This is a genomic window from Bacillus sp. FSL H8-0534, assembly GCF_038005885.1.
Taxonomy (GTDB): Bacteria; Bacillota; Bacilli; order Bacillales; family Bacillaceae_G; genus Bacillus_A; species Bacillus_A pseudomycoides.
Genome location: NZ_JBBOUC010000001.1, coordinates 214,356 through 238,520 on the forward strand (window position 1 = coordinate 214,356; position 24,165 = coordinate 238,520).

A 24,165-nucleotide genomic window follows, 5' to 3' on the forward strand; every position below is an offset into this window, starting at 1 on the left:
CACTTTTCACTCATAATTTGTGAAAGATCAGACTGTTTACAAAACCTTGTTTTTCGAGTTTATCTGGATAGAGCGCTCTTTTTATTTTCTGTTTGTGAAGTTTCGGAATACGAGTTGAAAGCATATTGGTGTCTACTATTATGTCAGTCATACTATGGGGGAGTTCCCGAAGATGAAGTATCAAATGATTGGGGCATTATCGAAGAATGAGATGAACCCATTAAAATTGATGTGAATTCAACCTTGTGGTTTAAAAATAAGCCACCTAAGTACAATTTAAATTTCTGGAATGTTGTCGATGAATGGATAGTAATTGGTTTTTAAGTATAATTTGATAATAAATTCTCTACTTAGTTATGATGCTTTAAACGCCCCGATAAAAGTGTCATATCACTCGTGAAATATTATAGAAAAAGCGAATCTAAGGAATTAAACTTTCTTTAGATTCGCTTTTTTATTTTATCCCGCATTAAAGGACAGTAACACTCCCACCTCAAAATTCAGCGAAAGCGAAGAAGTTAGGTGGGAGATGAACTGTCCGTAAAAGCCCGATTGGTTCAACTAATAATCAGTGGGGGATGGAGACCCCCCACTGATTAAAGTTTTACTTTATATGCTCAAGTTGATAAATTTGTTTTCTTTTAACAAATTAGTATAAAAGGAGGTTGATTATGGGAACAACAGAGCATGCTAGTATCTTCACTTAATAAGCACGAAGCACATGTAGTAAATAATCTTTTCGATTCAGTGGATTATAATCTACTCGTTTTCGCGACGGGAAATTTGATTCGATTTTACTATATCCGCAAGATCTAGCGATAAAAACACCTTCGCCTTCAGTGAAAGAATGTAGGCCGCGCTTAAAATTTTCCGTTTTGGCCATAGGCAGAGTTCCTGTTAAATAAAAGGAATTGTTATGCAGTACAGGGTCTTTAAAAGTAGCGTGTATTGCCGATAATTTATACATTGCTGTGCTAATTGAATTTGTTGGTACTGTTAATTCAAATTCATTTATTGGTTCGTATACATTTGTTCCAGCTTGCTTTAAAGCATCCATCAAGACAAGAGGTGTTAGTTTTCTAAAATCACCAGCTGTCGTTACGGGACTTGCATAACCGGTATGGGTTAATGTTACGGCAATGTCAGTGACTTCCCATCCATATAAGCCTTGTTTTAACGTTTGGAATACAGTGTCTTCAATGGCTTTATGAAATGCTAAAGGCAATGAGCCAAGCTCGACTTCTAAGTTATAAGTGATACCAGAACCTGGTGCACTAGGCTTCATGTGAAAACCAATTGTTGCATAGAAAGGGTTATTCTTTTCACCCATTATTTCTAGTGCATTTCCGATTCCAATTGGTTTTTCTATACATACAATTCTTGTGTCTGAGAAAGAAACATTTAAATTATATTTTTCCTGTAAAGTTGTTTCAATCACTTCTTTTTGAACTTCACCAAAAAGCCGAATATAGATTTCATTGTGAATATCATCTTTCACTACTTTTATAAGTGGATCTTCTTCTGAGAGTTCTACGAGTGCTTGATATAGGTTGTGATTTTCCCCTTTTGGCCGTGCTTCAATTGCAGCTTCCATTTGAGGTTCTGCAAAGTGAATATCTTTCATTTTATCTGACCATTCACCGATCACGTCACCGATTCTAATGTCGCTAAGCCCCCATACTTTACAAAACTCTCCCGTTCCAACAGTAGGGGATTGAATAGCACTTCCATTATGAAATATATGAAGCTTTTTGATTTTTTCTTTGTGTGAAAGGGTCTTTAAGTCACTTTGTTTTCGATTAATATCAACATATTTTCTTACGTGTAAACAGCCTGAGAATATTCGTACGTAAGCAATTTTTTCCCCGGTAAGTTCTCTTTCGATTTTAAAAATAATCCCAGATAAAGGTGTATTTATATCATTGTCACAATTATTTTTGGGAATCATTACTGAGATACCTTCGAGTAATTCAGTGATTCCTATTCCAGTCATTGCCGAACCGAAAAAGATTGGATATACAGTTGCATGCTGAATTTGATCCCATAATTCATTTCTTAAAGTGGCTGTAGTTAATACTTCGCCATTTACATAGGATTCAAGTAACGATTCATCATGTGTTGCTAGAAGTTCAATATATTCATCATATACATCAGCATGTACTTCATTTTGAATCATACATGCATCTTTTGTCCCTTCATTTTTCACTTTATATAATGGAAGTACTTGATTGGTAAGCATTTCCCGTATTTGTTGTATCACTTTAGTAGTTTGGGCACCACTCCGATCAATTTTATTGACGAATAGTATGGTCGGAATGCGCAGTTTCTGCAGAGTTCTCATTAAAATTTTGGTTTGTGCCTGAATGCCCTCAACTGCAGATATAACTAAAACGGCTCCATCTAGAACACGAAAAGATCGCTCCACTTCGGCAATAAAATCCGCATGGCCGGGTGTGTCAATTACATTTACCTTCAGATCATTTATAAAAAATGAAACGACAGATGCTTTAATTGTAATACCACGTTGCTTTTCTAACTCCATCGAATCTGTTTGTGTGCTTCCTTTATCTACTTGACCGATTTCCTGAATCACATTAGTTTCATAAAGAATACGCTCAGTCAAACTCGTCTTTCCAGCGTCTACATGCGCTACAATCCCTATATTTATTGTTTTCATGTATTAAAATCCTCATTTCGTTTTTCATGTTCATTTTCTCATTTCTTTTCGTAATAAATTGCCGCATTACAATCACTCTCCAGTCTTTCATGATATTTCTATTATAGGGAAATTTTCCTTATTTGTAATCTGGTGAAATACTTAATTTTGGAAAAATGGCAAGGTAAGATTACTAATGAGGTTGATATTAAAGTTTCACTTCTTATATACATGCGATTTATCATAATTACACATTTTTAAATGATTTGTGCACGAATACACGAATGAATGAAATGAACCATCACGTGTAATTGCAGAACAGGTGGGAATATTGTTAGAGAGAAATTTATAATTTAAGCGGAATGAATAAAACCTCTTTGTAAAAGGAAAGAGGTTTTATTTTTTTATGTAGGCAAAAAATAAATAAGTGAAAAACAAAATGGTTGCATTTAAAATTTTAATCGGGTATATTATTTGATGTATCAATTATTGATATGTCAAATAATTATGTGTTGCCTTTGCAAAGGAGGGGTAAATTGACAAATTCATGTTCAAAGGAAGCGATTATTTTATATAAATTACACTTTCTTAATAAAGAAGTGAGTTCAAAGTTTGAAGGTTGTACAGGTATGAGTCAATCTAGGCTTGAGCTTATACTTCAGTTATATGAAGTAGATGAAATTAGTCAAAAAGCACTTCAAAAAGAAGTGAATATTGATAATGCTGCGATTACAAGGCATTTAAAACAGCTTGAAGCAAATGGGATGATTACACGACGTAAAAATCCAGATGATAACAGGATTACTTTAGTCTCTCTTACGAAAGATGGACGAAATAAAATTCATGCCTTTCAAGAAGAGAAAGAGCGTTTTGCAGCTTCAGCGCTAAAAGGTTTAAGTGAAGAAGAGCGAGATAACCTTTTAAATATGTTAAATCGCATTGAAGCAAATATTCAGGAAATCTAAATATAAAATTGAAAAAGGGAGATTACATCTATGAATAACGTAACGAAAATCAATGATTTTACAGAAATTTTAACAGGACGTCGTTCAATTCGTAAATACGACCCAGCTGTGAAAATTAGTAAAGAAGAAATGACAGAAATTCTGACTGAAGCAACACTTGCACCATCTTCAGTAAATATGCAGCCTTGGCGTTTTCTTGTAATCGATAGTGAAGAAGGAAAAGCAACGCTTGCACCTCTTGCGAAATTCAATCAACTTCAAGTAGAAACATCTTCAGCAATGATCGCTGTATTTGGTGATTTACAAAACTTTGATAATGCAGAAGAGATTTATGGCACAGCGGTTGAACGTGGGCTTATGCCAGCTGAAGTGAAAAAAGCTCAAATGCAAAAGCTTTCTGCGTATTTCTCTTCAGTTTCACCAGAAGTAATGAAGGATACAGTATTAATTGATGGTGGCCTTGCATCAATGCAATTTATGCTGGCAGCTCGCGCTCATGGATATGACACATGTCCAATTGGTGGTTTTGAGAAGGACAAAATTGCAGAAGCTTTCGGATTAGATAAAGACCGTTATGTACCAGTTATGTTGATTTCAATTGGAAAAGCAGCTGATAGTGGATACAAATCAGTTCGTCTGCCGATTGATAAAATTGCTCAGTGGAAGTAATTTTATAAAGATACGTAGAATATGAGAGGGGAAGCACTATGATTATCATTCACGCAGTATTTCAAGTGGATCCAGCAAAACAACAAGCATTTTTAGAAGAAATTCAACCGTTGATTCATGGTTCAAGAGAAGAAAGTGGAAACGTATCATATGATTTATATAAAGATACTGAAAAAGAAAATGTATATACAATGGTAGAAGTTTGGCAAGATGCAGAAGCGGTTGCTAGCCACAATACGAGTGAACATTTTACTTCTTTTGTTAGTAAAGCAAATCAATTTTTGACAGCACCATTAGATGTTAAAGTTTACGATGGACAACAAGTGAATAATAAATAAGGATTTTAGCACGATAGGTAAAACCTCGATTACTCTAAAAGGGAGTTATCGAGGTTTTATTTTTTCTTCTTTTTTAACATCTTTTGATAGGTGTAAAGTTTATTTATCTCTTCTTTAAATTGCTGAAAGAGTGCAGTATTCTCTTGATCAGCATATCGTACGGCATTGTACGTTTCTATAATTGTATCGAATTGAATAGAGACATCTTCTTCTCTTTGAATCCGTTCCATCCATGCGTCAACTGTTTCACCACGAGTTCTGTTTAAAGGTGGTTTTAATTTCTTTTCTAGTTTGAAAATTTCTTTGCGAATGGCATTAGTAGGTGGACGTGTAATTCGTCTTTGTTTTTGTAAAATCCCCTCCTCTGTAATAGTTATGTTAGGGTTATAGAAGGAGATGTTTCCTAAATGAAATGATTTTCTTTTTTTGTAAAGCCTCCAAATTACAAATACGGCAAATAGACCGATCAAGGTAGCTGTAATGGATTGAGCAACAAAAGGGTTATAATTTTCACTTGGCGGTATGTCTGTACTGGAACCGCCTAGCTTTTCTATCGCGTCTGTAGCATCATTCGGATTTGTGATAGATAATAAAGCTTCAATGCCATATCCGAAACCAAGTGATACCCAGTATAAAAGATATGAGAGAACAATACGTATATAAGGGATCAACGGCAAGAATAAAAGGCTAGCTGTGCCTATTACTGCGATTGATATAAAACGAACTAATTTTTGATTTTTGTTATAGCTTGTAATCCAAAGCGACAGCAAAATAAACAGAGCGAATAGTCCGAGTTCCCATATAGAAGGCAGTTTCATCGCATGAAGAATAAAGGAGACAATGAACCATAAAAAGGCACCTAGCATTTTATGATATGGTGTAATATCTTCTCTTGCATGTACGATAAAAAAGAAAAACGGAAGTAAGATGGAACTGACAATAGAGAAAATAGAAAATGCGTAACAAAGTATAATTTGTACGAAAAAGAGAACAAGCAAGGCGGTTCGTTTATTAACCCTTATTTTATTGATGAAAATAATGCAAATAAAACTAATAGTCAGGAAGAGTACGATGTGAACAATTGCTCCTCGTTCTGTTAGCATACAAAGAAGGAGTAACAGGATAAAATCATTAATATAATGGAGCCAAGTTTTCAAGTTCTTCCACCGTCCCTTCATCAGTGATGAGATACGTTTGCTGCATCATATTTGGTAAATTAGCTTTTCTTATTCCGACAAAAAATAGTATTGAGGAACGCTCTTTTTTCCTATTCAAATAGTGCAGGAAACTTTCACGAGGGAGTAAAGTACTATCCTCTGAAATTCGGGCAAGTTCTTCTAATGCTTTCGCATATTGTACATGACCTTCATTTAATGCGAGATGTAAAGGGCCTTCTTCAGTGAATATGCTAACAAATAATTCAAAAGGAATATTTTTCTCTGTTGCAAATTGACATAAATACGTCGTGTAAGAAATAAGATCCTCGATATTTTCTTTCCAACCAAACCCACGATCTGCTCCTAAGCAAAGAGAAATTGTCCAGCTGTAATTTTTTATCGCTTCATATTGTTTCGCTTGTAAACTTTGCATTTTAGCAGATGCTTTCCAATGAATGGAGCGGAATGATTCTCTTTCATATTGTTTTATGCCAACAATAGAGGATTCATCATGAAAATAGGAAAAGTTTGTTTTATAAGTACCGATTGCCAATTGATGTATCTCCTGTAAACCTGCAACACGTTTTAACGTAGGGTAAACAATAATTTCAGTCTTCAATTTGTCTACAGTAGGTAGATGAACTTGAATGATATGAAATGGGTCACCTATAATGCATTCAAACTGCTCAATTTTAAAAACACCACGTTTTGTAGCGGTAAACGATAATTCCCATTTTTGTTCTGACTTTGCAGGTTGTGAAAATCGAAAGGAAAATAAAGTTTTAGATATTTGCTCAACGCCAGTAGTCGTATGTGGAACTAAGGTTGGGTTAATATGTAAAAAACAACTTCCATTTACTAAAGGAAGTTTTGCTTTATTTTGCAAATGAATCGATAAATTTCCTGTTTCATCGGGAAATAAACGTGATGTTTGTTTTTTATCGATAATTTGAAAGTGTCGATCTATATAAGCGGTATATCGATAAATAAAATAAGCAAACAAATAGTAAAACAAAAATGGAAAAACTAAAAATGAACTAGGTACATAGAAGGCTAGAAATAGAGCTACTGGAATTGTTAATTTAATAATATGATGCTGGAAAAATAATGGAACAGTTACGATGCGTGTATAATTCATGATTGCTCGATCTCCACAGGAACGTCTACGTCAGTTAAAATACTTTCAATTAACTTCTGTTTTGTTGTTCGCAGCGCACCCTCCATTGATAAAATGAGACGATGTTTCCATACGTAAGGAAGTAAGAATTGTATATCTTCAGGCGTACAGTATTCACGACCATGTAAAAAGGCCAATGCTTGTATCGCCCTGACTAAGGCAAGTGTTGCACGCGGGCTGACACCGTTGGCGATATAATCATGATTTCGTGTAGCATTGGCTAGTTGAATGATATAGTGCTCTAACGATTCAGATACGTATATTTCTTTTGCTTTTTGTTGTACTTGTAAAATTTCTTCTAAAGTTATAACGGGGCGAATGGCATCTAAAGGCTTGTTATTTCGAAAACGGCGCATCATTTTTAGTTCATCTTCTGGAGAAGGATAGCCAATTGAAATGGTCATTAAAAAACGATCTAGCTGTGCATCCGGAAGAGGAAAAGTCCCTTGTGATTCAATTGGATTTTGCGTTGCAATAACAAAGAAAGGTTTAGGAAGAGGCGTGGACTGTTTTTCGAGAGTTACTTGGCGCTCTTCCATTGCTTCTAATAAACTAGATTGTGTTCTAGGCATAGCCCGGTTTATTTCATCTGCTAGCAATATATTTGTCATGACTGGCCCAAATCTTAATTCAAATTCACTCGTTTTAGGATTGAAATATTCAATTCCTGTCACGTCACTCGGAAGTACATCGGGAGTGAATTGAACACGAGAAAATCCGCCGCCAATACTTTTTGCAATTGTCTTAGCGAGTAATGTTTTGCCAGTACCAGGCACATCCTCAAGTAACACATGACCATCAGCAAGTAATGAAACTAGGAGTAAATCAACCACGTTTTCTTTTCCGACGAAAACAGAGCTTATATTTTCTTTTAATTTATTTATCATAGGTATCATCCTTTCAAAAAGTAGGCAATTGTATTGTTATATTTTAACAAATTTTTCTGAAAATTAATATAATAATATTTTTGTATAGAATAAATATAAAATCTAAAAAAATAACTTCGTTTTTAGTTGTATTTATTTGGAATACGATATACAATATCGATATACGATGTATCGTGAGTCGATATATCATACATCGATGTATCGGAGGTAGTTATAATGAGTGTGAAAGCGCAGAAATATATTCCATTAACAGAGGCGACGTATTATATTTTGTTGTCATTAGTAAAGCCTATGCATGGTTATGGGATTATGCAGATGGTGGAAGAAATGACAAATGGGGAAGTAAAGCTCGGGCCTGGTACGTTATATGGGAACACGACAAAGTTATTGAAAGAAAAACTAATTGTAGAAGTAGCGTCTACAGATAGAAAGAAGTGTTACGTTTTAACTCCGTTAGGTAGAGACGTGTTAGAACTTGAATTTAAAAGGTTACAACGTTCTGTTCAAAATGGGGAAAATATTCTAGGGGAGTGAAGATAGTATGGAAATAAAGAAAACATTAAAATTTTTTGCGGCGTGGAACCTAGAAAAAGAAGAGGCGTATTTAAGAAAAATGCACCAAAAGGGCTGGGCATTCCAAAACTACAATTTTATGTACACATTTAAGAAAACGGAGCCGAAGGATGTTGTTTATAAAGCCGATTTCAAACTAGATAATCGAAACTCACAAATGAATCAAAAAGAATACATTGAAATATATGAGATGTCTGGCTGGAAGCATGTCACAAGCTTTACGAAATGGCACTATTTTTCTAAAGAAGTAACGGATGATAATGAATTACCTGATATTTATTCGGAAAAAGAAACAAAGATTGAAAAGCTTATGGATTTAATGAGATTTTTTGGAATTATCTTTGTCATTGAGATGCTAGGGATGTATTTGAATTACTTAGGACCTTCAGCAGCCAATAGTCCCATTTGGATAAAACTTGTGGTGGGGCTTTGCGGGTGTATAAATGTGTATGTATTTGTAAGGTTATTTTGGAAGATACGAAAATTTAAAAAAGAGGTTTTGTGAACGACTAGGTTCCAAAAAAGTACAGTTTCATTTCACTGAGTGTTACTTTGAACAGTTCCTGACGATTGTATATGACCATAGGATCCATTTATCCATCCATGCTACTACATATAATAATTGATTTGATTGTACTCGTTCGATTAGTTGTATTAAAAGGGGAAGTAATTTTACAGTGAGTTGAAAGAATAGATGAAGAATAAAATTAAAAACGTTACTTGGAAAACAAGTGGCGTTTTTATTGGTTTCAGAAAGAGTTGTAAGGAAATTTTATAGGAGTATATGTAATTTTGTTTTTTTTTTTTTTTTGTTTTTCAGAAAGATAAGATTATTCTGTTATAATCATTCGTAAATGGGATTAATTGTATATGGATATAGTTAGGGGGAAGAAATGTGCAAAGGGTATATAAACTGACATTGATATGTATCATTTTTATCTTTTGTAATGCTTGTGGTACACAAACAGAAACAACGAAAACAGAGAACAAGAATGTAAGCCAGAAAGAAAGTAAGAAAATAGATAATGAAAAACAGGTTGTTCATTCTATTCCTGTTACATTTGAAGAAATGACGAAATATCCGAATGGAAAATATAACGGGAAGTATAAAGTGGGGTTATTGGACATATCGAAAGAATCGGAACCGATTATGAAAGAGGTAGCTCATGATACGGAAGAGAATGTAAAATCTGCCGATTTGAAGAATAAATCTAATAGTGAGCAAGCGGACTTATATGTACATACGATGTATAGCTTGTTAAAACAGGAGATTATACCATTTGATAAAATGCCATTACAAATTTTAGGAATAGGCAGAGTTGAGGATGAAGAAAAGAAAAGCAATGGAACAAAGGGAGAGCAAAAAAATAAAGAGGACAGGGGAAACTATAATATTGAAATACTATTAGATGCTAGTGGGAGTATGGCTGGTAAAATCGATGGAAAAATGAAGATGGATATTGCAAAAGAGGCAATTCAGCAATTTGTTTCTGATTTACCAGAGGCTGTTAATGTTTCGTTACGAGTATATGGACATAAAGGATCAAATGATGAGAAGGATAAAACGGCTTCATGCGGAGCAATTGAAAATGTATATACTTTACAAAAGTATAATCAAACAACGTTCCGTCAATCATTAGATGGGTTTCAGCCGGTAGGGTGGACACCGCTCGCTGAAGCAATTAAAAGATCTACAGAAACGTTCCAATCTGCAAAAGCAAATGATAAAAATATAATGTATGTTGTAAGTGATGGAGTGGAAACATGTGGAGGAAATCCAGTTGAAGAGGCTCAGAAAGTTTCGAATTCAAACATAAAACCTATTATGAATATTATTGGATTTCAAGTAGATCATGAAGCAGAAAAACAATTAAAAGAGATCGCGGAAGTAAGTAAGGGGAAATACGTACTAGCAAATAATGCAAAAGAGTTACAAGATCAGTTTAAAGAAACAGGAAAAGATATTACGAGTCGTAGATTAAAGGCTGGTGGAGCTCAAGTAGATTTAAATATGGCTAGCGTCAGTGATAAAATGAAACTTGATGAATATGAACGGAAAACGAAAGAAAATATAAGAAGCGTTCAGATTGCTATGAAGCATACAGTTACAATTCTACATAAAGACGAAAAAATGAGTCAACAATTAGCTGATGAAATAGAGAAAAGGATAAACGATTTAACTGAGAAGCAGGATAAACAAGTGGAAATGGCATATAGTCACTTCCAAGAAAAAATAAAAAAGCATTATGAAGAGATGAGTAGGTCGATTAAAAGCGAGTAATTGATAGATAATCCAAAAGGTAATGAGGGATTTTATGTTACCTTTTGGATTAGGAAATATGAATCAAGTTTCCAAGTGTTAGAATGATTGGTTTTGCGCAGGTTTAATAAATTGTTCTGGGTTCTCAACAAGCCCGCATACTGCACATTGGACACGATAGGAAGGTCCTTGATATGCCATATGAAAAGCATTCATTGTTTCGTTCGTATATTCTTCTTCAATTTGACCAGTTTGTGGATTTAATTTTACTGGTTTTATTTGCTGCTCAAGAATATTAAAGCGAGTGCGATTTGTTTTACAACTTGGGCAAAGCATTGGTTCCATATGTATACACCTCCATTTTTAGCATCTCTTTATATGAAGAAATTTATTCAAAAGCAAAAGTTATTGATGTACAAGCAATTATATTTAACCATCCCTGTAAAAAAAAGTTTCTCAACATAAATCGTTGATTATTATATTTAAAATTCAGAAAAGATAAAATATAATAAAAGTATGAACTGGTTATGTCCAAACCAATCTCCTGTTTTATGCCAATATGTTTGAGACCGAGAAATCGGTCTTCTTTTTTTTGTTTATAATTATGAATACTGTCATATAAACAAGGTTTTCTACGTCCTTTGTCGAATTTTTAGAAGAGAATTTGAAAGGGGGATTACAATGAACTTAAAAATGAAATATGTCATTTTATATGTGGAGCGATATGAAGAATGTCTTCGGTTTTATAAAGATCTTTTATGCTTACCGATAAAAGGCGAACATGGTACATACATTGAGTTTGATACCGGAGCAACAATTTTAGCGATGAATAGTAGAGAGGATGTACGAGAGTTAACGGGATTATCAATTCCAAAGGGTGAATCAGAATCCTCTAATTTTGAAATTGGATTTGTTGTGGAGGATGTTAACGAAACGATTTCGGGATTAAGAGAAGAAGGTGTAAAAGTATTAGTGGAGCCAATAACGAAACCATGGGGGCAAACCATTGCTTATGTGTCTGATCCAGATGGTAATTACATAGAAATTTGTAACTCATTAGAGTAGAGGGAGAAGAGAGAATGGGATTTCCAATCTTAGAAACTGAGCGTTTAAAATTACGGGAATTAACATTATTAGACGCTGAAACAATGTTTTATTATTTTGAGAAGGCATCTGTTATCCGTTACTTTGGTATGGACTCTTTTCAAAATACGGAACAAGTGAAAAATACGATTCAAACTTTTAGAAAAAGGTATGAAGAGGGAAATGTTTTACGCTGGGGGATAGAGCTAAAAGGAACAAATCAATTAATTGGTACATTTGGATTTCATTTAATCAATCCAAATCATAAGAGAGCCGAAATTGGCTATGAATTAGATGATACGTATTGGGGAAAAGGGTATGCATCTGAGGCTTTACAGGCAATTCTTACATATGGATTTGAAACACTACAGCTAATAAGGATTGCAGCAGTTGTTTATACAGAAAATGAGGCTTCACATCGATTACTGAAAAGAGCTGGTTTTCAGGAAGAAGGATTACTTCGAAAATATATGATTCAAAATGGTGTAGCTCATGATACTGTAATCTATTCATTATTAGAAGAAGAGTGGAAAAGATAATGAATTCAAACGAATTAGTAAAAGTGATTGCTGAAAATACAAGTAATCGTTTTATTCTAGGTATAGATGGTCTGAGTCGTTCGGGAAAAACAACATTAGTCAAGCAGCTAGAAGACGAATTGAAACAAAAAGATATTCCATTTCATATTTTTCATATTGATGATCATATTGTGGAGCGTAGCAAGCGCTATAATACGAAACATGAAGAATGGTATGAGTATTATCAACTACAATGGGATGTTGAATGGTTGCAACAGCATTTGTTTCATAAATTAAGAATGGCAAATCAGCTAAACATTCCGTTCTATGATCATCAAACGGATTTCTGTGAAATGAGAGAGCTAATCATACCTAATCCTTGTGTGATTGTAATTGAAGGAATATTTCTTCAGCGTAAAGAGTGGCGAGAATACTTTGATTACATGGTGTATTTGGATTGCCCAAGGGAACAAAGGTTTCTTCGTGAAAATGAAGAAACACAAAAGAATCTCCTAAAGTTTGAACATAGATATTGGAAAGCCGAGGATTTTTATTTGAAAACGGAATTTCCGAAGCAAAATGCTAATTTAGTTATAAAATGAATGTTCCTACCCATTCATAGATAATTATAATTGTTAAAAAGCTAGCAAAATGCTAGCTTTTTGTATTTCTAATATTTGTATCATTTTTAATACGACGTGACATAATACCAATTTTTCTCGATTTTTGTGATTTCTTTATATTCGCTATTAAAATCATTTTTGTTTGGTTTTATATCATTTGGTGTGTAAATAAACCCTGAAAAGTTATCTAATATACCACGATAAGTAAAAAAGAAAACTAAGGTACCATTTTTATTATGCTGTATAAGTACATCTCCACCGCCTTTTGAAGTAGCTGCAAATCGTTCAGGTAAATGAATTTGGCTACTATCATGATTAATATTAGGAGTTAACTCTTTGCGATTTATAAGTTCTACAACTTCTTTACGGTTTTCTTTGTAGAATATAAAATCTAGTTTTAGATAGATTAGTGTAAATGGTGTACATAGCCAAATAACTATTATCGTTATTTGAATAATAAAAGGTTTCCAACTTTTATATTTGATAACATGTATAATCGTAAGGATTAACATTACGAAAAACCATCCGTGAATTGCTATTGATAAAAACGGCATAGCAAATGGTGTAAGAAATTCTACTAAATACCATTGAAAAAAATGATAGAAAATAAGAATGAGACCACTTGTTATTGTAATTTTTGTTAAGTTTTTATTCATATTCTGTATGTCCTTTCCATCCTGAAAAATATATCATTTTAGTGGGAATGTTCCGAATTATTGTATTTCTATTATATTATAAATTAAATATGTAGTGCAAAAAAGGATAGATAAGGCATAAATGTTTTTGCCTTATCTATCCTTTTCTTGGTTTTATATAATGAGCAATATGTTAATTTACGAGTCTTTTTTGAAAAGTTTAAAATTCTAAAAATATAAAAGGATAAATTCGATATTTATAGAATTTAAAATAATAACAAAATAAGGAGGGATACAATGGAAGTATTGAATTTGACAAGTAGAAAAAAGGAGACATATGACGTTCAAATCAAGTATTCATTACTGTTTGAGTGTGCGCTCGGGATTGCGGCGATCACTCATAAAAGGCTGATTGATACGTTAGAAAAATCTCAAAGTGAGTGGGAGGAGATAAGACAATCATTATCAGCGGAAATGATAGAGCATTTACGTTTCGTAGAGAAACATAACACGTGGAAAGCGTTGTTACAGCTATTATATCGAGAGGATTTTATGAATTTATCTGAGTTTATTCAGTATATTAACTCGCTATCAGAGGAGGAACTAAAGTATATATGCATTCCATTTGTCGGCTATACATATCAAGAAAAAAGAAGGAAGGCAGCAAATGGAGAGATGAAAGCAGTTCAGGACTTAAAAGAGTTAACAAGTAGCAATCCATTTTTTCCTGCTTATATTGATTTCATCTGTAAAGCGGATATAAAAATGCTTAAAGAGCATTTCATTGCAGTGATGACAGGCTGGTATGAAGCTATTATTGAACCGGAAGCAGAAAAGCTATCACTTATACTAAAACAAGACTATGAAACGAAATGTAAAATGAACGAAAAGATGAATGCCGAAGAATTTGTTGAATGGGCAACAGGCGGTGTTACCTATTCTCCAGAGCCAAGTGTACATCATGTTCTTCTTATTCCACAATACACGTATCGACCTTGGAATATCGAAGCAGATATAGAAGATACAAAAATATTTCATTATCCAATCGCAAATGAAAGTATACATCCAGAAGATCCATATCAGCCAAGTTATTTTTTAGTTCATAAACATAAGGCTTTAGGTGATGAAGCAAGATTGAGAATTGTAAAATTGTTATTTGAAAAAGATCGTACATTGCAGGAGATAACGGAACAATTAAATCTTGGGAAGTCAACAATTCATCATCATTTGAAAATTTTAAGATCTGCGAAGTTAGTTGATATTCAAGATGCAAAGTATATTTTGAAAAAGAAAGCATTAGAGGCTATATCGAAAGAGTTGGAATTCTATTTAAATCATTAATTATAAATTTGTACATCAAAGGTAAAAGATAAAATACTTTTACTTTTATAGAATATGCACAATAGGAGGAGAACTGAAAAGAAAAGTTGGTGCAAAATGGGGAGAAATATTTTAAAAAATCGATCGTTTTTCTTTATGTGGATTGGTAGCGCGATTTCTGAATTAGGCGGTGCATTTGGTACCCTATGTAATTCCATTCTTATTTATCAATTAACGGGCTCGAAAATGGCCTTAGGAAGCATGTGGCTACTTTACTTTATCCCATCGCTTCTTTTACAGCTTGTCATCGGTCCTTTCATTGATAAGTGGAGCCGGAAATGGATTATGATTGTATCTCAGTGGACACGTGGGCTAGCTTTTTTACTCCCTCTATGTATGATAATCATTGGAAATATAGAAACATGGCATATTTGTGTTGTACAAATAATCGTGGGGCTTATCACCCCATTCTATGTACCAGCCAATCAAGCGATTACACCAACAATTGTATCAAGGGAAGAGCTACAAACAGCGAACGCTTATATTGATGGTATGGTTCGTCTTATGATGTTTTTAGCCCCTGTATTAGGGGGAATTGTTATTGAGTTTATAGGCGTAAAGCTAACTTTATTTTTCGTTTGTTTATTTCTATTTATAAGTGGTACTTTACTGTTATTTATACAGGAACATAGAGTAGCTCAAACTGTTCGTAAAAGTTGGTTAAAGCAATCTATTGAAGGATTTACCTATTATTTCAAACAACCCATTATCGTTTGGTTAGGTATTTTTCTCACATTTGTTCAATTTGGAGTCGGTGTAACGATGGTTATCAACCTTCCATATATAATAGATGAGCTTTCGGCAAGTTATGCTGATTATGGATATTTTATGGCAGGTTTTCCCCTTGGATATGTAATTGGCTCTATACTTGTTGGGAAAGTTCAGTATCATAGTCGACGTCTTCTCATGCTTGGGGCGCTATTGGTAGGAGGAATCACATATATTTCACTAGGCCTAAATCATAGCATCATTTTAGCAGTTATGATTGAAGTTGTAGCGGGCGTATGCATGGCGTTTTTTAATGTCCATAACACGACAATATGCCAGCAAACTGTGCCAAATGATATGATGGGGAAGGTATTTTCGGTACGCTTATTTTTAATAAGGGGTGCGATGCCACTAGGTGTTTTAGTTGGAGGAGTATTGAGTGAGATATGGGGAGTAAGAACGTTATATATATTAATTGGCTCTATCATATGTGTAACTTCTTTAGCTGGAATAGTCCTTCCGTATTTTAAATTTCTCAATGAATCGATTCGAGAAAAATCAGCTTGAAACGTTTTAATTGAAAATGATTATCGAAATCAATTATAATAAAACAATAATATATTTATTTGCATACAAAGGGAGTGGGATATATGTTTATCGAAACGAAAACAATTACAGTTAAAGAAGGAACTTCAGACCTTGTTGTTCAGCGTTTTTCTGGAGAAGGTATTATTGAAAAATTTGAAGGGTTTATCGACTTAAGTGTTCTTGTTGAAAAGGTGAGAAGAGGGGACGAAGAAGTCGTAGTTATGATTCGCTGGGAATCTGAAGAAGCATGGAAAAACTGGGAGACAAGTGAAGAGCATTTAGCAGGGCATAGAGCAAGTCGCGGAAAACCAAAACCGGATCATATTTTGAAATCGGAGCATGCGGTATATTATGTGAAATCATCGAAATCTGCTTATCAGCAGTCTTAATCAAAAAAGGAAATAAATTTTGTGAAATATAAGACATGGAGTGTCATAAAGTTTTTTAATATCAATGTTTTGTTTATAATATATGAAAAAAGTACATCACACATAGTGGTGTACTTTTTTATTCACTTGGTATGTGTAAATGTGTAAACAAACACGAATAATATTAAACATGTAAACAACATGAGAGAAAATCCTTTGGAGACTCAATCTTAACTTGCCGTTGATAGGGTATTACCAGTATTTTTGAAAAGATAAGTTAAGCTAAATAGACATGAAATGATAATTTTATCCACATATCGTGTGAATGTACATATCTCCACATGATACAACCTGTTGGACGGCAATGGTAGATTCTATACAAGGAATTGGATATATGAGCACTTGAAAAAGAGAAGCAATTCGTATGTCAAATGTTAAAAGATTGCATACAAGTATCTTGGAATTTTGATGACAGAACTCTTTCGTATGATTTTCAATAGAAAATGGAACAAAAGAAACTTTTATCTTGTCTATATAAGGGAGTCAATTATAAAACATGAGGAAAGGTGTTTATGCTTATGCAAATAAGCTTGAGGTGTTGAGATGGAACATAAGGTTATTGAAAATTGCAATCATGATGAAATTGATAATGTTATAAGAGAACATTGGCAAGACGTATGGAATTATTCATTCATTATTACAAAAGATACACATTTATCAGATGATATAACGCAAGAGGTGTTTATAAAAGTATTTAAAAAGTGGGATTCATTTCGGAATGAGTCCTCTGTTAAGACATGGTTATTAAAAATTACAAGGAATACAGCTTTAAATTATTTAAAGTCCTCCTATTTTAAGAGGATTTCTTTAGTAAGTTTTTTTCGACATGATAAGGAATATCCGTCAGCAGAAAAACAATTTTTACAAAAAGAAACTATGAATGAAGTTTGGGACACCGTATTAAATTTGCCCCAAAAACATCGTGAAGTATTAATACTAGATGCAAAATATGAATTATCTTATGATGAAATTGCTGAAACATTAGGCGTGTCTATTGGAACTGTGAAATCTAGGCTACATCGCGCTCGTGCACGAGTTTCAAAAATATTATCGGAGGATGAATTATGAACAATGATAGAAAGCCGGATTGGTATAAAGAATTAAAAGGTGGGCCTATGAAACAGCCTCAAGACGAAGAGGAATTTATTTATAAAATAAAACAATCTATATACCAAAATAGGGAGGAAGGTTTCCCTAAAATTAGAAGGCCATTTCGTATAAAGACATTCACTGTTGCAGCTGTTCTAGTTTTTACGGCTGTGCTGTTTAACTTTCAACAATTCTGGTTTGGAAAAAATGAACCGCCTGTGCAAAGTAGCACTCAAATTGAAGTTAAGATGAAAGATGAATCTAATCAAGATCAATCACTAAAACAATTTATGGATGAATTAAATCAAAACACAAGCTTAAAAAATAAGAACGATTTATATAGAGTATTGGATGAAGAATTTGTTTTTAAGGGAGAAAAGTATAGTAAAAATGAATGGAAGTTTGATGATGATATTTTTCATGATTTACAAGTAGCTCTTGCAATGGGGGGAGAATTTGTGAATGATACGAAAACATTATATAAGATACCAAGTGGATTGGCAGAAAGTAACCAAACGAAGCAAGAACGTTATTTATATGCTACTGTTGTTGGTGAAGAAACAAAAATTTTAACTCAACCAAAACATGATTCACGCGTTTTATATCGGGTATCTAACGAAACTGTAAAAGCATGGATTCCGGAGAAAGTGAAGAATGATGGATATATAAAAATAACTACAATGAATGGTTATACTGGCTACGTAAAAGAAGACCATGTATCAATAGATATCCAGTATTCTTTCATTTTTGAAAAACAAAATGATGGTATGTGGAAAATAAAGAGTATAGATTCTATATGGTAAAAGAGAAAGGTTCACTTTATTGAACCTTTCTCTTTATTTTTTATTCTCTTTTTGGAGAGTATCCCACTCCTTTAAAATTTCCGCTGCAACAAGTGCTGCACTATTTCTTTCAGAATTACCACCAGGAATAATGACAGAAATAGCAATATGCGGATTTTTAGTAGGGGCATATGAAATAAATAGAGAATGATTTATAACTTTCTCTTGTTCATTCGGCGAACCTGTTATTCCCGTTTTACCAGCAACGTCAAAGGGTAAGTTTTTAATTTCTTGTATGTTTTGACTCATTCCACTTTGTAAAACATTCCAGAATCTTGAAGGATAACGATTTGAACTTTCTAAAATTGGTTTAAATTCTTTTGTTTTTTTATCACCGTTTTCCATAATTGCATTCACGATTTGAGGTTTGTATTTGTCCCCTTTATTTGCAAGAGCAGCCGCATATTGAGCGAGTTGGAGAGTAGTGTGTACTTCATTTGCGCCCCAAGAAGCATTCAATAAAGCAGAAATCCCACTTTCAAAATTACTAGATGCATGTAACTTATATTGTCCTTCTTCTTCAAAGGGCAAATCAATCCCAGTTTTGGAGCGAAGACCGAATTGTTTTAAATAACTCGTCCACACGGTTGCCACTTTTTCTAAATTTCCATTATTTTGATTGAATAGTGGAATTGCTACTTTTGCTGTCATAAATGTATTTGATGAGTTAATGATAGCTTGACTCGGTGTAATTTCACCAGTTGGAGTTCCAGCAGCATTGGTGATGTTATTTTGATTATTATACTGAAAGCGACCTTTATCTAAATATGTATCTTCAGGCTGAAAAAGCTTTTCGTTTAACCCAATTAATATAGTAAGCGGCTTTATAGTTGATGCCATATTTACATAGGAATCACCATACTTTAATTTTTGGATTGTTTTATTTTGAGCAAGTAATTGGATGTTTTCTTTTTCAGACGATGATAAAGGTGTATTGAATATATTTGGATCAAAAACTGGCGAGTTAGCCATAGTTAATATTTCTCCTGTTTTAACATCTATCACCACAGCATAACCAGCAGTAGCATCAGGGGTTTTCTGAATTTGGGATCTTAGTGCTTTTTCAGTTTTTTGCTGAAGTTTATAGTCTAGTGCTAGCTGAATATCTTTTCCTCTTTGAGGACTTTGTATGTTCCATAAGAACTTTTTATTTTTTATTTTAAAAGTGAGAGTTTTTCCTGGTTTCCCTTTTAAATCGTTTTCATATTGAAGTTCAATTCCGTTTTTACCAACAGGAACATAATTAGAATCCGAGTTATTTTTTTCATAGTCAACATACCCAATTACTTGTGAAGCAATTTCATGATGTGGATAAACACGTATCCACTCATTTTTTACTTTTATATTTTTGAAGCTGTTTTCGTTTATAAATGCGAATTCTTTATCATTTAAGTTTGCATGTAATCGTATTTCATTTTTATCATGATGTTTACAAGATTTTTGTAATTGTGAATTTATATCATCTACTGAAATCTTATGGTTAAACTTGGATGAAAACTGATTTAGAAAACTTGATATCTTCGCTACTTCTTGATCGGCTGGACAATCAATATTATAGACATAATACAAAGATTTTACTTTTTTATTTGTGGCTAGTATGACTCCATTTTGGTCAATAATTTTTCCCCTTTCAGCTGCAGAAGTTTTGATAGTAAACGAAATAAAACTCGTTTTGAATAAAAACATCAAAATAACTCCTAAAATGAATAAAACTGCTAAAATTATCCACCTCTTTGATTTTTTATGTAACATAAAATCCTCCCTTACCCAGATTCTATTCTATATTAAAATTTATTATTTTTTTTGTAAATGTGGGAACAACTTTATCATTTGGATTGTCTATTAAGTGTAGTAGCGCTTTTAGAGAAGTAAGCTGCTAGGAAAGGAGCAATGAAAATGAAAAAGAAACTGATATTAAAAGTAGGTCTATGCGCAAGTATATTAGGGATTAGCCAATTTGCCAGTTCAATATTTCCAGTACAAGCTGCCGAAAAAGTAGAGCAAATAAAAAATAAAGATCAAGAGAAAGATGTATCCATTTCACAATTGTATCCAAAGGTCTGGATGCATACAAGCATTGGAGTGGTAAATGGAACACGTATTCCTGCAAATGGTTTAATTCTTGAAACGTCTAAAGGACTAGTACTAATTGATACACCTTGGAATGATGATCTTACAGATCAACTGCTTCAAATACTAAAAAAGCAATTTCCTACAAAAGAGGTCACAGGAGCAATTGTGACTCATGCTCATGACGATCGTATAGGAGGAATTAAAACGCTGACTAAAAAAGGCGTCAAGGTACACAGTACGGCTTTAACTGCTGATTTAGCAGAGAAACAAGGTTTTGATAAGCCTCTTGGAGACTTGAAGAAACGCGATAATATGCGATTTGGTGATATAAACGTGGAAACATTTTATCCAGGAAAAGGACATACACAAGATAACATAACAGTATGGTTACCAAAGTATAAAATCCTATTTGGAGGATGTTTAATAAAATCACTAGATACGCAAGAGATTGTACAAACTCCAGGTTCATATGTATCTAATTGGTCAAAGGCAATTAAAAAAGTAGAAAAGAAATACAGCGATATAAATATTATTGTACCAGGACATGGAGATCCCGGAGATAGTCGTTTATTTACTCATACGTTGAACTTGTTAAAAAATAATGAAAATTAATAGGGTGTGACGGCCACGTAATATAGAGGAATAGCCTAATTTTTGTTTTAGATATATTAATAAAAAATAAGGGGAACTGCTTATGATTGAATGCAGTTTCTCTTATTATTTATCCCGCATTAACGGGTAGTAAGCCCCTCGCCTTAAGAGATAGAGAGAAACGAGGAAGAGAGGTGAGGGCTAACCATCAGTGAGGGATGAAGAAAACGCCCACTGATGGAAGTTTCACTTTATGTAAATAGAGGAACGATTCCATTTTCATCTATTCAATTTATTAATTGAATGAACCGCTACCTTTTAGTTTTCTTTGTATAAAGATCGAATAACACATATGCGTGAATTTGTATATGAAACTGTAATCTGAATGAAACTCATTAAAAAATGGAGGATATATGAAAAAGCAAACAGGAAAGAAGCAGAAGACATCGATATCTATCCGATTAAACATCCTATTTTTCTGCGTATTTATACTATTTTCGGCTATTATTTTTCAGCTAGGAAAAGTACAAATTGTTGATGGAGAGACCTATAAAAATCAAGTAGAAAAAAATGAAAATGCAACAACGAGTATACCAGTTCCCCGTGGGAAAATTTATGATCGAGAAGGGAAACAGGTTGTTGATAATAGAGCACTTCGTACGATTACGTATACAAGATTGAAGGGGGTAAGCTCTGAAGACATTTTAAAAACTGCAAAAGATATTGCAAATATACTTGAAATATCAGAAGAAGAAATAAATAAATTAACGGAAGTAGATAAAAAAGATTTTTGGATGCAATTAAATAAAAAGCGTGCTAAAGCAAAGATCACGAAGCAAGAAGAGGAAAAATTTAGAGAAAAGGGTATAGAAGGGAAAGAGTTAGACAAAAGAATCGAAGAGTTAAGACGAAAACGCATTACAGAAGAAGAATTAGGAGAGCTCACGCCACAAGACTTACAAGTGTTAGTTATTAAAAGTAAAATGAGTTCTGGTTATCAAATGACACCACAAGTTATAAAAAAAGACGTGACAGAGCAAGAGTATACGAGGATAAGTGAAAATTCAGCAAAATTCCCAGGGATAGATGCGACAGTTGATTGGGAACGAAACTATGTAAATGGTGATTTATTCCGTTCGGTATTAGGTAATATAACAAGTGCTGAAGAAGGGTTGCCAAAAGAACACTTAGATTCTTATTTGGTCCGCGGATATAATCGGAACGATCGCGTGGGGAAAAGCTATATTGAACAGCGATATGAAGATGTATTACATGGAACAAAAGAAGAAGTTAAAAATAATATTGATAAAGCAGGAAATGTTGTTCAAACGGAAACAGTCTCTAAAGGAAAAAGTGGTAACAATTTAACTTTAACAATTGATATGGAGTTACAAAAGAAAGTAGAAGAAAGTATAGAAAAAAATTTAAAAGCTTTTAAGAGTTCTGAACCATTAATGGATCGTGCTTTTGTTGTCATGATGGATCCAAAAACTGGACAACTTTTATCTATGGCTGGTAAGAGATTTGTAGAAAAAGATGGGAAAGTAGAAGTAGAAGATTTTGCATTAGGTAACATGGTAACTTCTTATGAGTTAGGATCAGCTGTAAAAGGTGCTACTTTATTAACTGGATACCAAACAGGAGCTATACAACCAGGGACTCAATTTTATGATGCACCTATGAAGTTTAAAGGTACGAGAGTTAAAAAATCATGGAATGTATCTGGATTTGGGAATATTAATGATTTAAGAGCTTTACAAGTATCATCTAATGTATACATGTTTCATACAGCGTTACAAATAGCTGGAGTGAATTATGTACCAAATAGTTCATTGGATATTAAACAAGCAGCATTTGATACAATGCGTTATTATTTTAAACAATTTGGTTTAGGGGTTCCAACAGGAATTAATTTACCGAATGAAATAACTGGACAAACAAGACAAAAAGATAGCCAACCTGGATTTTTATTAGATTTTTCTATTGGACAGTATGATACGTATACACCACTACAATTGGCACAATATATTTCAACCATTGCAAATGATGGATACCGAATGCAACCTCAAATTGTCCAAGAGATTCGAGAACAAACAACAAAAAAAGAAGAAATTGGAAAAGTTGTACAATCTATAGAACCTGTTGTGTTAAATCGAGTGGATGTGAAATCGGAATATATTGATCGAGTAAAAGAAGGGTTTAGATGGGTATTTCAAGAAGGCGATGGAACTGGTGTGAAATATTTCCAAAAGGCTCCATATAAACCAGCTGGGAAAACAGGAACAGCTCAGACAGTATATGGAGGAGATAGTAAAATTGGAAGGAATGAGAAGGGAGAACGTATTGAGTGTTACAATTTAACATTAGTTGGATATGCTCCATATGATAATCCAGAAATAGCATTTTCTGTAGTAGTCCCTTGGGTTCACAATGATAAAGGCGGTATTAATTCATTAATTGGAAAGGATATATTAGATATATACTTTGACTTGAAAAAGCAACGTATGAATGGTGAAACTACTAATATAGTGAATCCTAATCAGTAATAGTGAAATTTCGTTCTCTGTAGGGAAGGTAATGATTACTAGGATCCAAGTTATATTGTTTATCCAGTTATTCGCGGGCAGTAAGACTCTCACCTCAAATTTCGGCGAAAGCAAACAAGTTTAGGTGGGACTCAATTGCCCGTGAAATCCTGGATAGAGCGGGCTTATTAAGGTTGTACTTTATATTAAGAAGCTTTTTGAATAAAAGAATTAAGGTGAATTTGTGGAATAGCAGCTAGTATAGTTGCTATTTCACAGGTTTTTAATAATAACTTTGTTACCAAGATATAGAACATTATTAAATCTCAGGTTCATATTAATCAGTAGAAAACGAGCGGATGTACACTATTTATAGCAAGTTACTCATGTAAAAAGGATT

At 33.5% G+C, this 24,165-nt stretch carries 22 protein-coding genes and 2 pseudogenes; 17 read left to right on the forward strand and 7 right to left on the reverse strand.

Features of this window, described 5'->3' with window-relative positions:
• Window positions 1-121: 121 nt before the first annotated feature.
• A pseudogene (locus tag MHH71_RS01235) lies at window positions 122-324 on the forward strand (SMI1/KNR4 family protein); the annotation flags it as partial.
• Between the two features lie 379 nt (window positions 325-703).
• Here the strand turns inward: MHH71_RS01235 and tet are convergent.
• Complete coding sequence (gene tet, locus MHH71_RS01240; protein WP_006095187.1) at window positions 704-2,677, reverse strand: tetracycline resistance ribosomal protection protein; 1,974 nt, start codon at window positions 2,675-2,677, stop codon at window positions 704-706.
• Between the two features lie 515 nt (window positions 2,678-3,192).
• Between tet and MHH71_RS01245 the strand changes: the two genes are divergently transcribed.
• Genes MHH71_RS01245 through MHH71_RS01255 form a run of 3 tightly spaced genes read left to right on the forward strand, consistent with a single transcriptional unit; the run spans window position 3,193 to window position 4,628 of the window.
• The gene (locus tag MHH71_RS01245; RefSeq protein WP_003198290.1) at window positions 3,193-3,621 is read left to right on the forward strand and encodes a MarR family winged helix-turn-helix transcriptional regulator; all 429 of its coding nucleotides are present in this window, start codon (window positions 3,193-3,195) and stop codon (window positions 3,619-3,621) included.
• 30 nt (window positions 3,622-3,651) lie between these two features.
• Window positions 3,652-4,290 carry a nitroreductase family protein gene (locus tag MHH71_RS01250; RefSeq protein WP_006095186.1) on the forward strand — a complete coding sequence of 213 codons (639 nt, stop codon included), beginning with the start codon at window positions 3,652-3,654 and terminating at the stop codon, window positions 4,288-4,290.
• A 38-nt stretch (window positions 4,291-4,328) separates the two neighbouring features.
• Window positions 4,329-4,628, forward strand: a complete 300-nt coding sequence (locus MHH71_RS01255) for a putative quinol monooxygenase (RefSeq protein WP_006095185.1) — start codon at window positions 4,329-4,331, stop codon at window positions 4,626-4,628.
• A 56-nt stretch (window positions 4,629-4,684) separates the two neighbouring features.
• On the opposite strand, the gene MHH71_RS01260 is transcribed toward MHH71_RS01255, so the two are convergent.
• The 3 genes from MHH71_RS01260 to MHH71_RS01270 are packed head-to-tail and all read right to left on the reverse strand — an operon-like array spanning window position 4,685 to window position 7,849.
• Window positions 4,685-5,785 (reverse strand): DUF4018 domain-containing protein, encoded by a 1,101-nt coding sequence (locus tag MHH71_RS01260; protein WP_033798949.1) that lies wholly within the window; start codon window positions 5,783-5,785, stop codon window positions 4,685-4,687.
• Window positions 5,760-6,923, reverse strand: coding sequence for a DUF58 domain-containing protein (locus MHH71_RS01265; RefSeq protein ID WP_018780737.1), 1,164 nt, complete (start codon window positions 6,921-6,923; stop codon window positions 5,760-5,762). Before MHH71_RS01265 ends, MHH71_RS01260 begins: the two co-directional genes overlap by 26 nt.
• Window positions 6,920-7,849, reverse strand: coding sequence for an AAA family ATPase (locus MHH71_RS01270; protein ID WP_006095182.1), 930 nt, complete (start codon window positions 7,847-7,849; stop codon window positions 6,920-6,922). Before MHH71_RS01270 ends, MHH71_RS01265 begins: the two co-directional genes overlap by 4 nt.
• A gap of 216 nt (window positions 7,850-8,065) precedes the next feature.
• Between MHH71_RS01270 and MHH71_RS01275 the strand changes: the two genes are divergently transcribed.
• The 3 genes from MHH71_RS01275 (at window position 8,066) to MHH71_RS01285 (ending at window position 10,703) form a co-directional block, all read left to right on the forward strand.
• Window positions 8,066-8,383, forward strand: coding sequence for a PadR family transcriptional regulator (locus MHH71_RS01275; RefSeq protein ID WP_006095181.1), 318 nt, complete (start codon window positions 8,066-8,068; stop codon window positions 8,381-8,383).
• Between the two features lie 7 nt (window positions 8,384-8,390).
• Window positions 8,391-8,927 (forward strand): DUF2812 domain-containing protein, encoded by a 537-nt coding sequence (locus MHH71_RS01280; RefSeq protein ID WP_006095180.1) that lies wholly within the window; start codon window positions 8,391-8,393, stop codon window positions 8,925-8,927.
• A gap of 390 nt (window positions 8,928-9,317) precedes the next feature.
• Window positions 9,318-10,703 carry a VWA domain-containing protein gene (locus MHH71_RS01285; RefSeq protein ID WP_078212023.1) on the forward strand — a complete coding sequence of 462 codons (1,386 nt, stop codon included), beginning with the start codon at window positions 9,318-9,320 and terminating at the stop codon, window positions 10,701-10,703.
• 78 nt (window positions 10,704-10,781) lie between these two features.
• Here MHH71_RS01285 and MHH71_RS01290 read toward each other — a convergent pair whose 3' ends face one another.
• Window positions 10,782-11,027 (reverse strand): hypothetical protein, encoded by a 246-nt coding sequence (locus MHH71_RS01290; RefSeq protein ID WP_003198313.1) that lies wholly within the window; start codon window positions 11,025-11,027, stop codon window positions 10,782-10,784.
• Window positions 11,028-11,363: 336 nt separating this feature from the next.
• Between MHH71_RS01290 and MHH71_RS01295 the strand changes: the two genes are divergently transcribed.
• Genes MHH71_RS01295 through MHH71_RS01305 form a run of 3 tightly spaced genes read left to right on the forward strand, consistent with a single transcriptional unit; the run spans window position 11,364 to window position 12,885 of the window.
• Window positions 11,364-11,747 carry a VOC family protein gene (locus MHH71_RS01295; RefSeq protein WP_006095177.1) on the forward strand — a complete coding sequence of 128 codons (384 nt, stop codon included), beginning with the start codon at window positions 11,364-11,366 and terminating at the stop codon, window positions 11,745-11,747.
• Between the two features lie 14 nt (window positions 11,748-11,761).
• Window positions 11,762-12,304, forward strand: coding sequence for a GNAT family N-acetyltransferase (locus MHH71_RS01300; protein ID WP_006095176.1), 543 nt, complete (start codon window positions 11,762-11,764; stop codon window positions 12,302-12,304).
• Window positions 12,304-12,885, forward strand: a complete 582-nt coding sequence (locus tag MHH71_RS01305) for a kinase (protein ID WP_006095175.1) — start codon at window positions 12,304-12,306, stop codon at window positions 12,883-12,885. The genes MHH71_RS01300 and MHH71_RS01305 overlap by 1 nt, the downstream gene beginning before the upstream one ends.
• Window positions 12,886-12,971: 86 nt before the next feature.
• On the opposite strand, the gene MHH71_RS01310 is transcribed toward MHH71_RS01305, so the two are convergent.
• Window positions 12,972-13,562, reverse strand: a complete 591-nt coding sequence (locus tag MHH71_RS01310) for a hypothetical protein (RefSeq protein ID WP_003198335.1) — start codon at window positions 13,560-13,562, stop codon at window positions 12,972-12,974.
• 276 nt (window positions 13,563-13,838) lie between these two features.
• Between MHH71_RS01310 and MHH71_RS01315 the strand changes: the two genes are divergently transcribed.
• The 5 genes from MHH71_RS01315 (at window position 13,839) to MHH71_RS01335 (ending at window position 18,537) form a co-directional block, all read left to right on the forward strand.
• The gene (locus MHH71_RS01315) at window positions 13,839-14,882 is read left to right on the forward strand and encodes an ArsR/SmtB family transcription factor (protein ID WP_006095174.1); all 1,044 of its coding nucleotides are present in this window, start codon (window positions 13,839-13,841) and stop codon (window positions 14,880-14,882) included.
• Between the two features lie 96 nt (window positions 14,883-14,978).
• Complete coding sequence (locus tag MHH71_RS01320) at window positions 14,979-16,196, forward strand: MFS transporter (protein WP_006095173.1); 1,218 nt, start codon at window positions 14,979-14,981, stop codon at window positions 16,194-16,196.
• Between the two features lie 83 nt (window positions 16,197-16,279).
• The gene (locus MHH71_RS01325; protein WP_033798948.1) at window positions 16,280-16,606 is read left to right on the forward strand and encodes an antibiotic biosynthesis monooxygenase family protein; all 327 of its coding nucleotides are present in this window, start codon (window positions 16,280-16,282) and stop codon (window positions 16,604-16,606) included.
• Between the two features lie 582 nt (window positions 16,607-17,188).
• Complete coding sequence (locus MHH71_RS01330) at window positions 17,189-17,713, forward strand: RNA polymerase sigma factor (protein ID WP_003198341.1); 525 nt, start codon at window positions 17,189-17,191, stop codon at window positions 17,711-17,713.
• On the forward strand, window positions 17,710-18,537 hold the full coding sequence (locus MHH71_RS01335; protein WP_018765771.1) for an SH3 domain-containing protein: 828 nt from the start codon (window positions 17,710-17,712) through the stop codon (window positions 18,535-18,537). Before MHH71_RS01330 ends, MHH71_RS01335 begins: the two co-directional genes overlap by 4 nt.
• Window positions 18,538-18,548: 11 nt before the next feature.
• Here MHH71_RS01335 and MHH71_RS01340 read toward each other — a convergent pair.
• A pseudogene (locus MHH71_RS01340) lies at window positions 18,549-20,328 on the reverse strand (peptidoglycan D,D-transpeptidase FtsI family protein).
• Between the two features lie 144 nt (window positions 20,329-20,472).
• Here MHH71_RS01340 and bla point away from each other — a divergent pair.
• Window positions 20,473-21,261: a subclass B1 metallo-beta-lactamase gene (gene bla / locus MHH71_RS01345; RefSeq protein WP_033798947.1), complete on the forward strand. Its 789-nt coding sequence runs from the start codon at window positions 20,473-20,475 to the stop codon at window positions 21,259-21,261.
• A 392-nt stretch (window positions 21,262-21,653) separates the two neighbouring features.
• On the forward strand, window positions 21,654-23,786 hold the full coding sequence (locus MHH71_RS01350) for a peptidoglycan D,D-transpeptidase FtsI family protein (RefSeq protein ID WP_078212126.1): 2,133 nt from the start codon (window positions 21,654-21,656) through the stop codon (window positions 23,784-23,786).
• The last annotated feature ends 379 nt before the right edge of the window (window positions 23,787-24,165 follow it).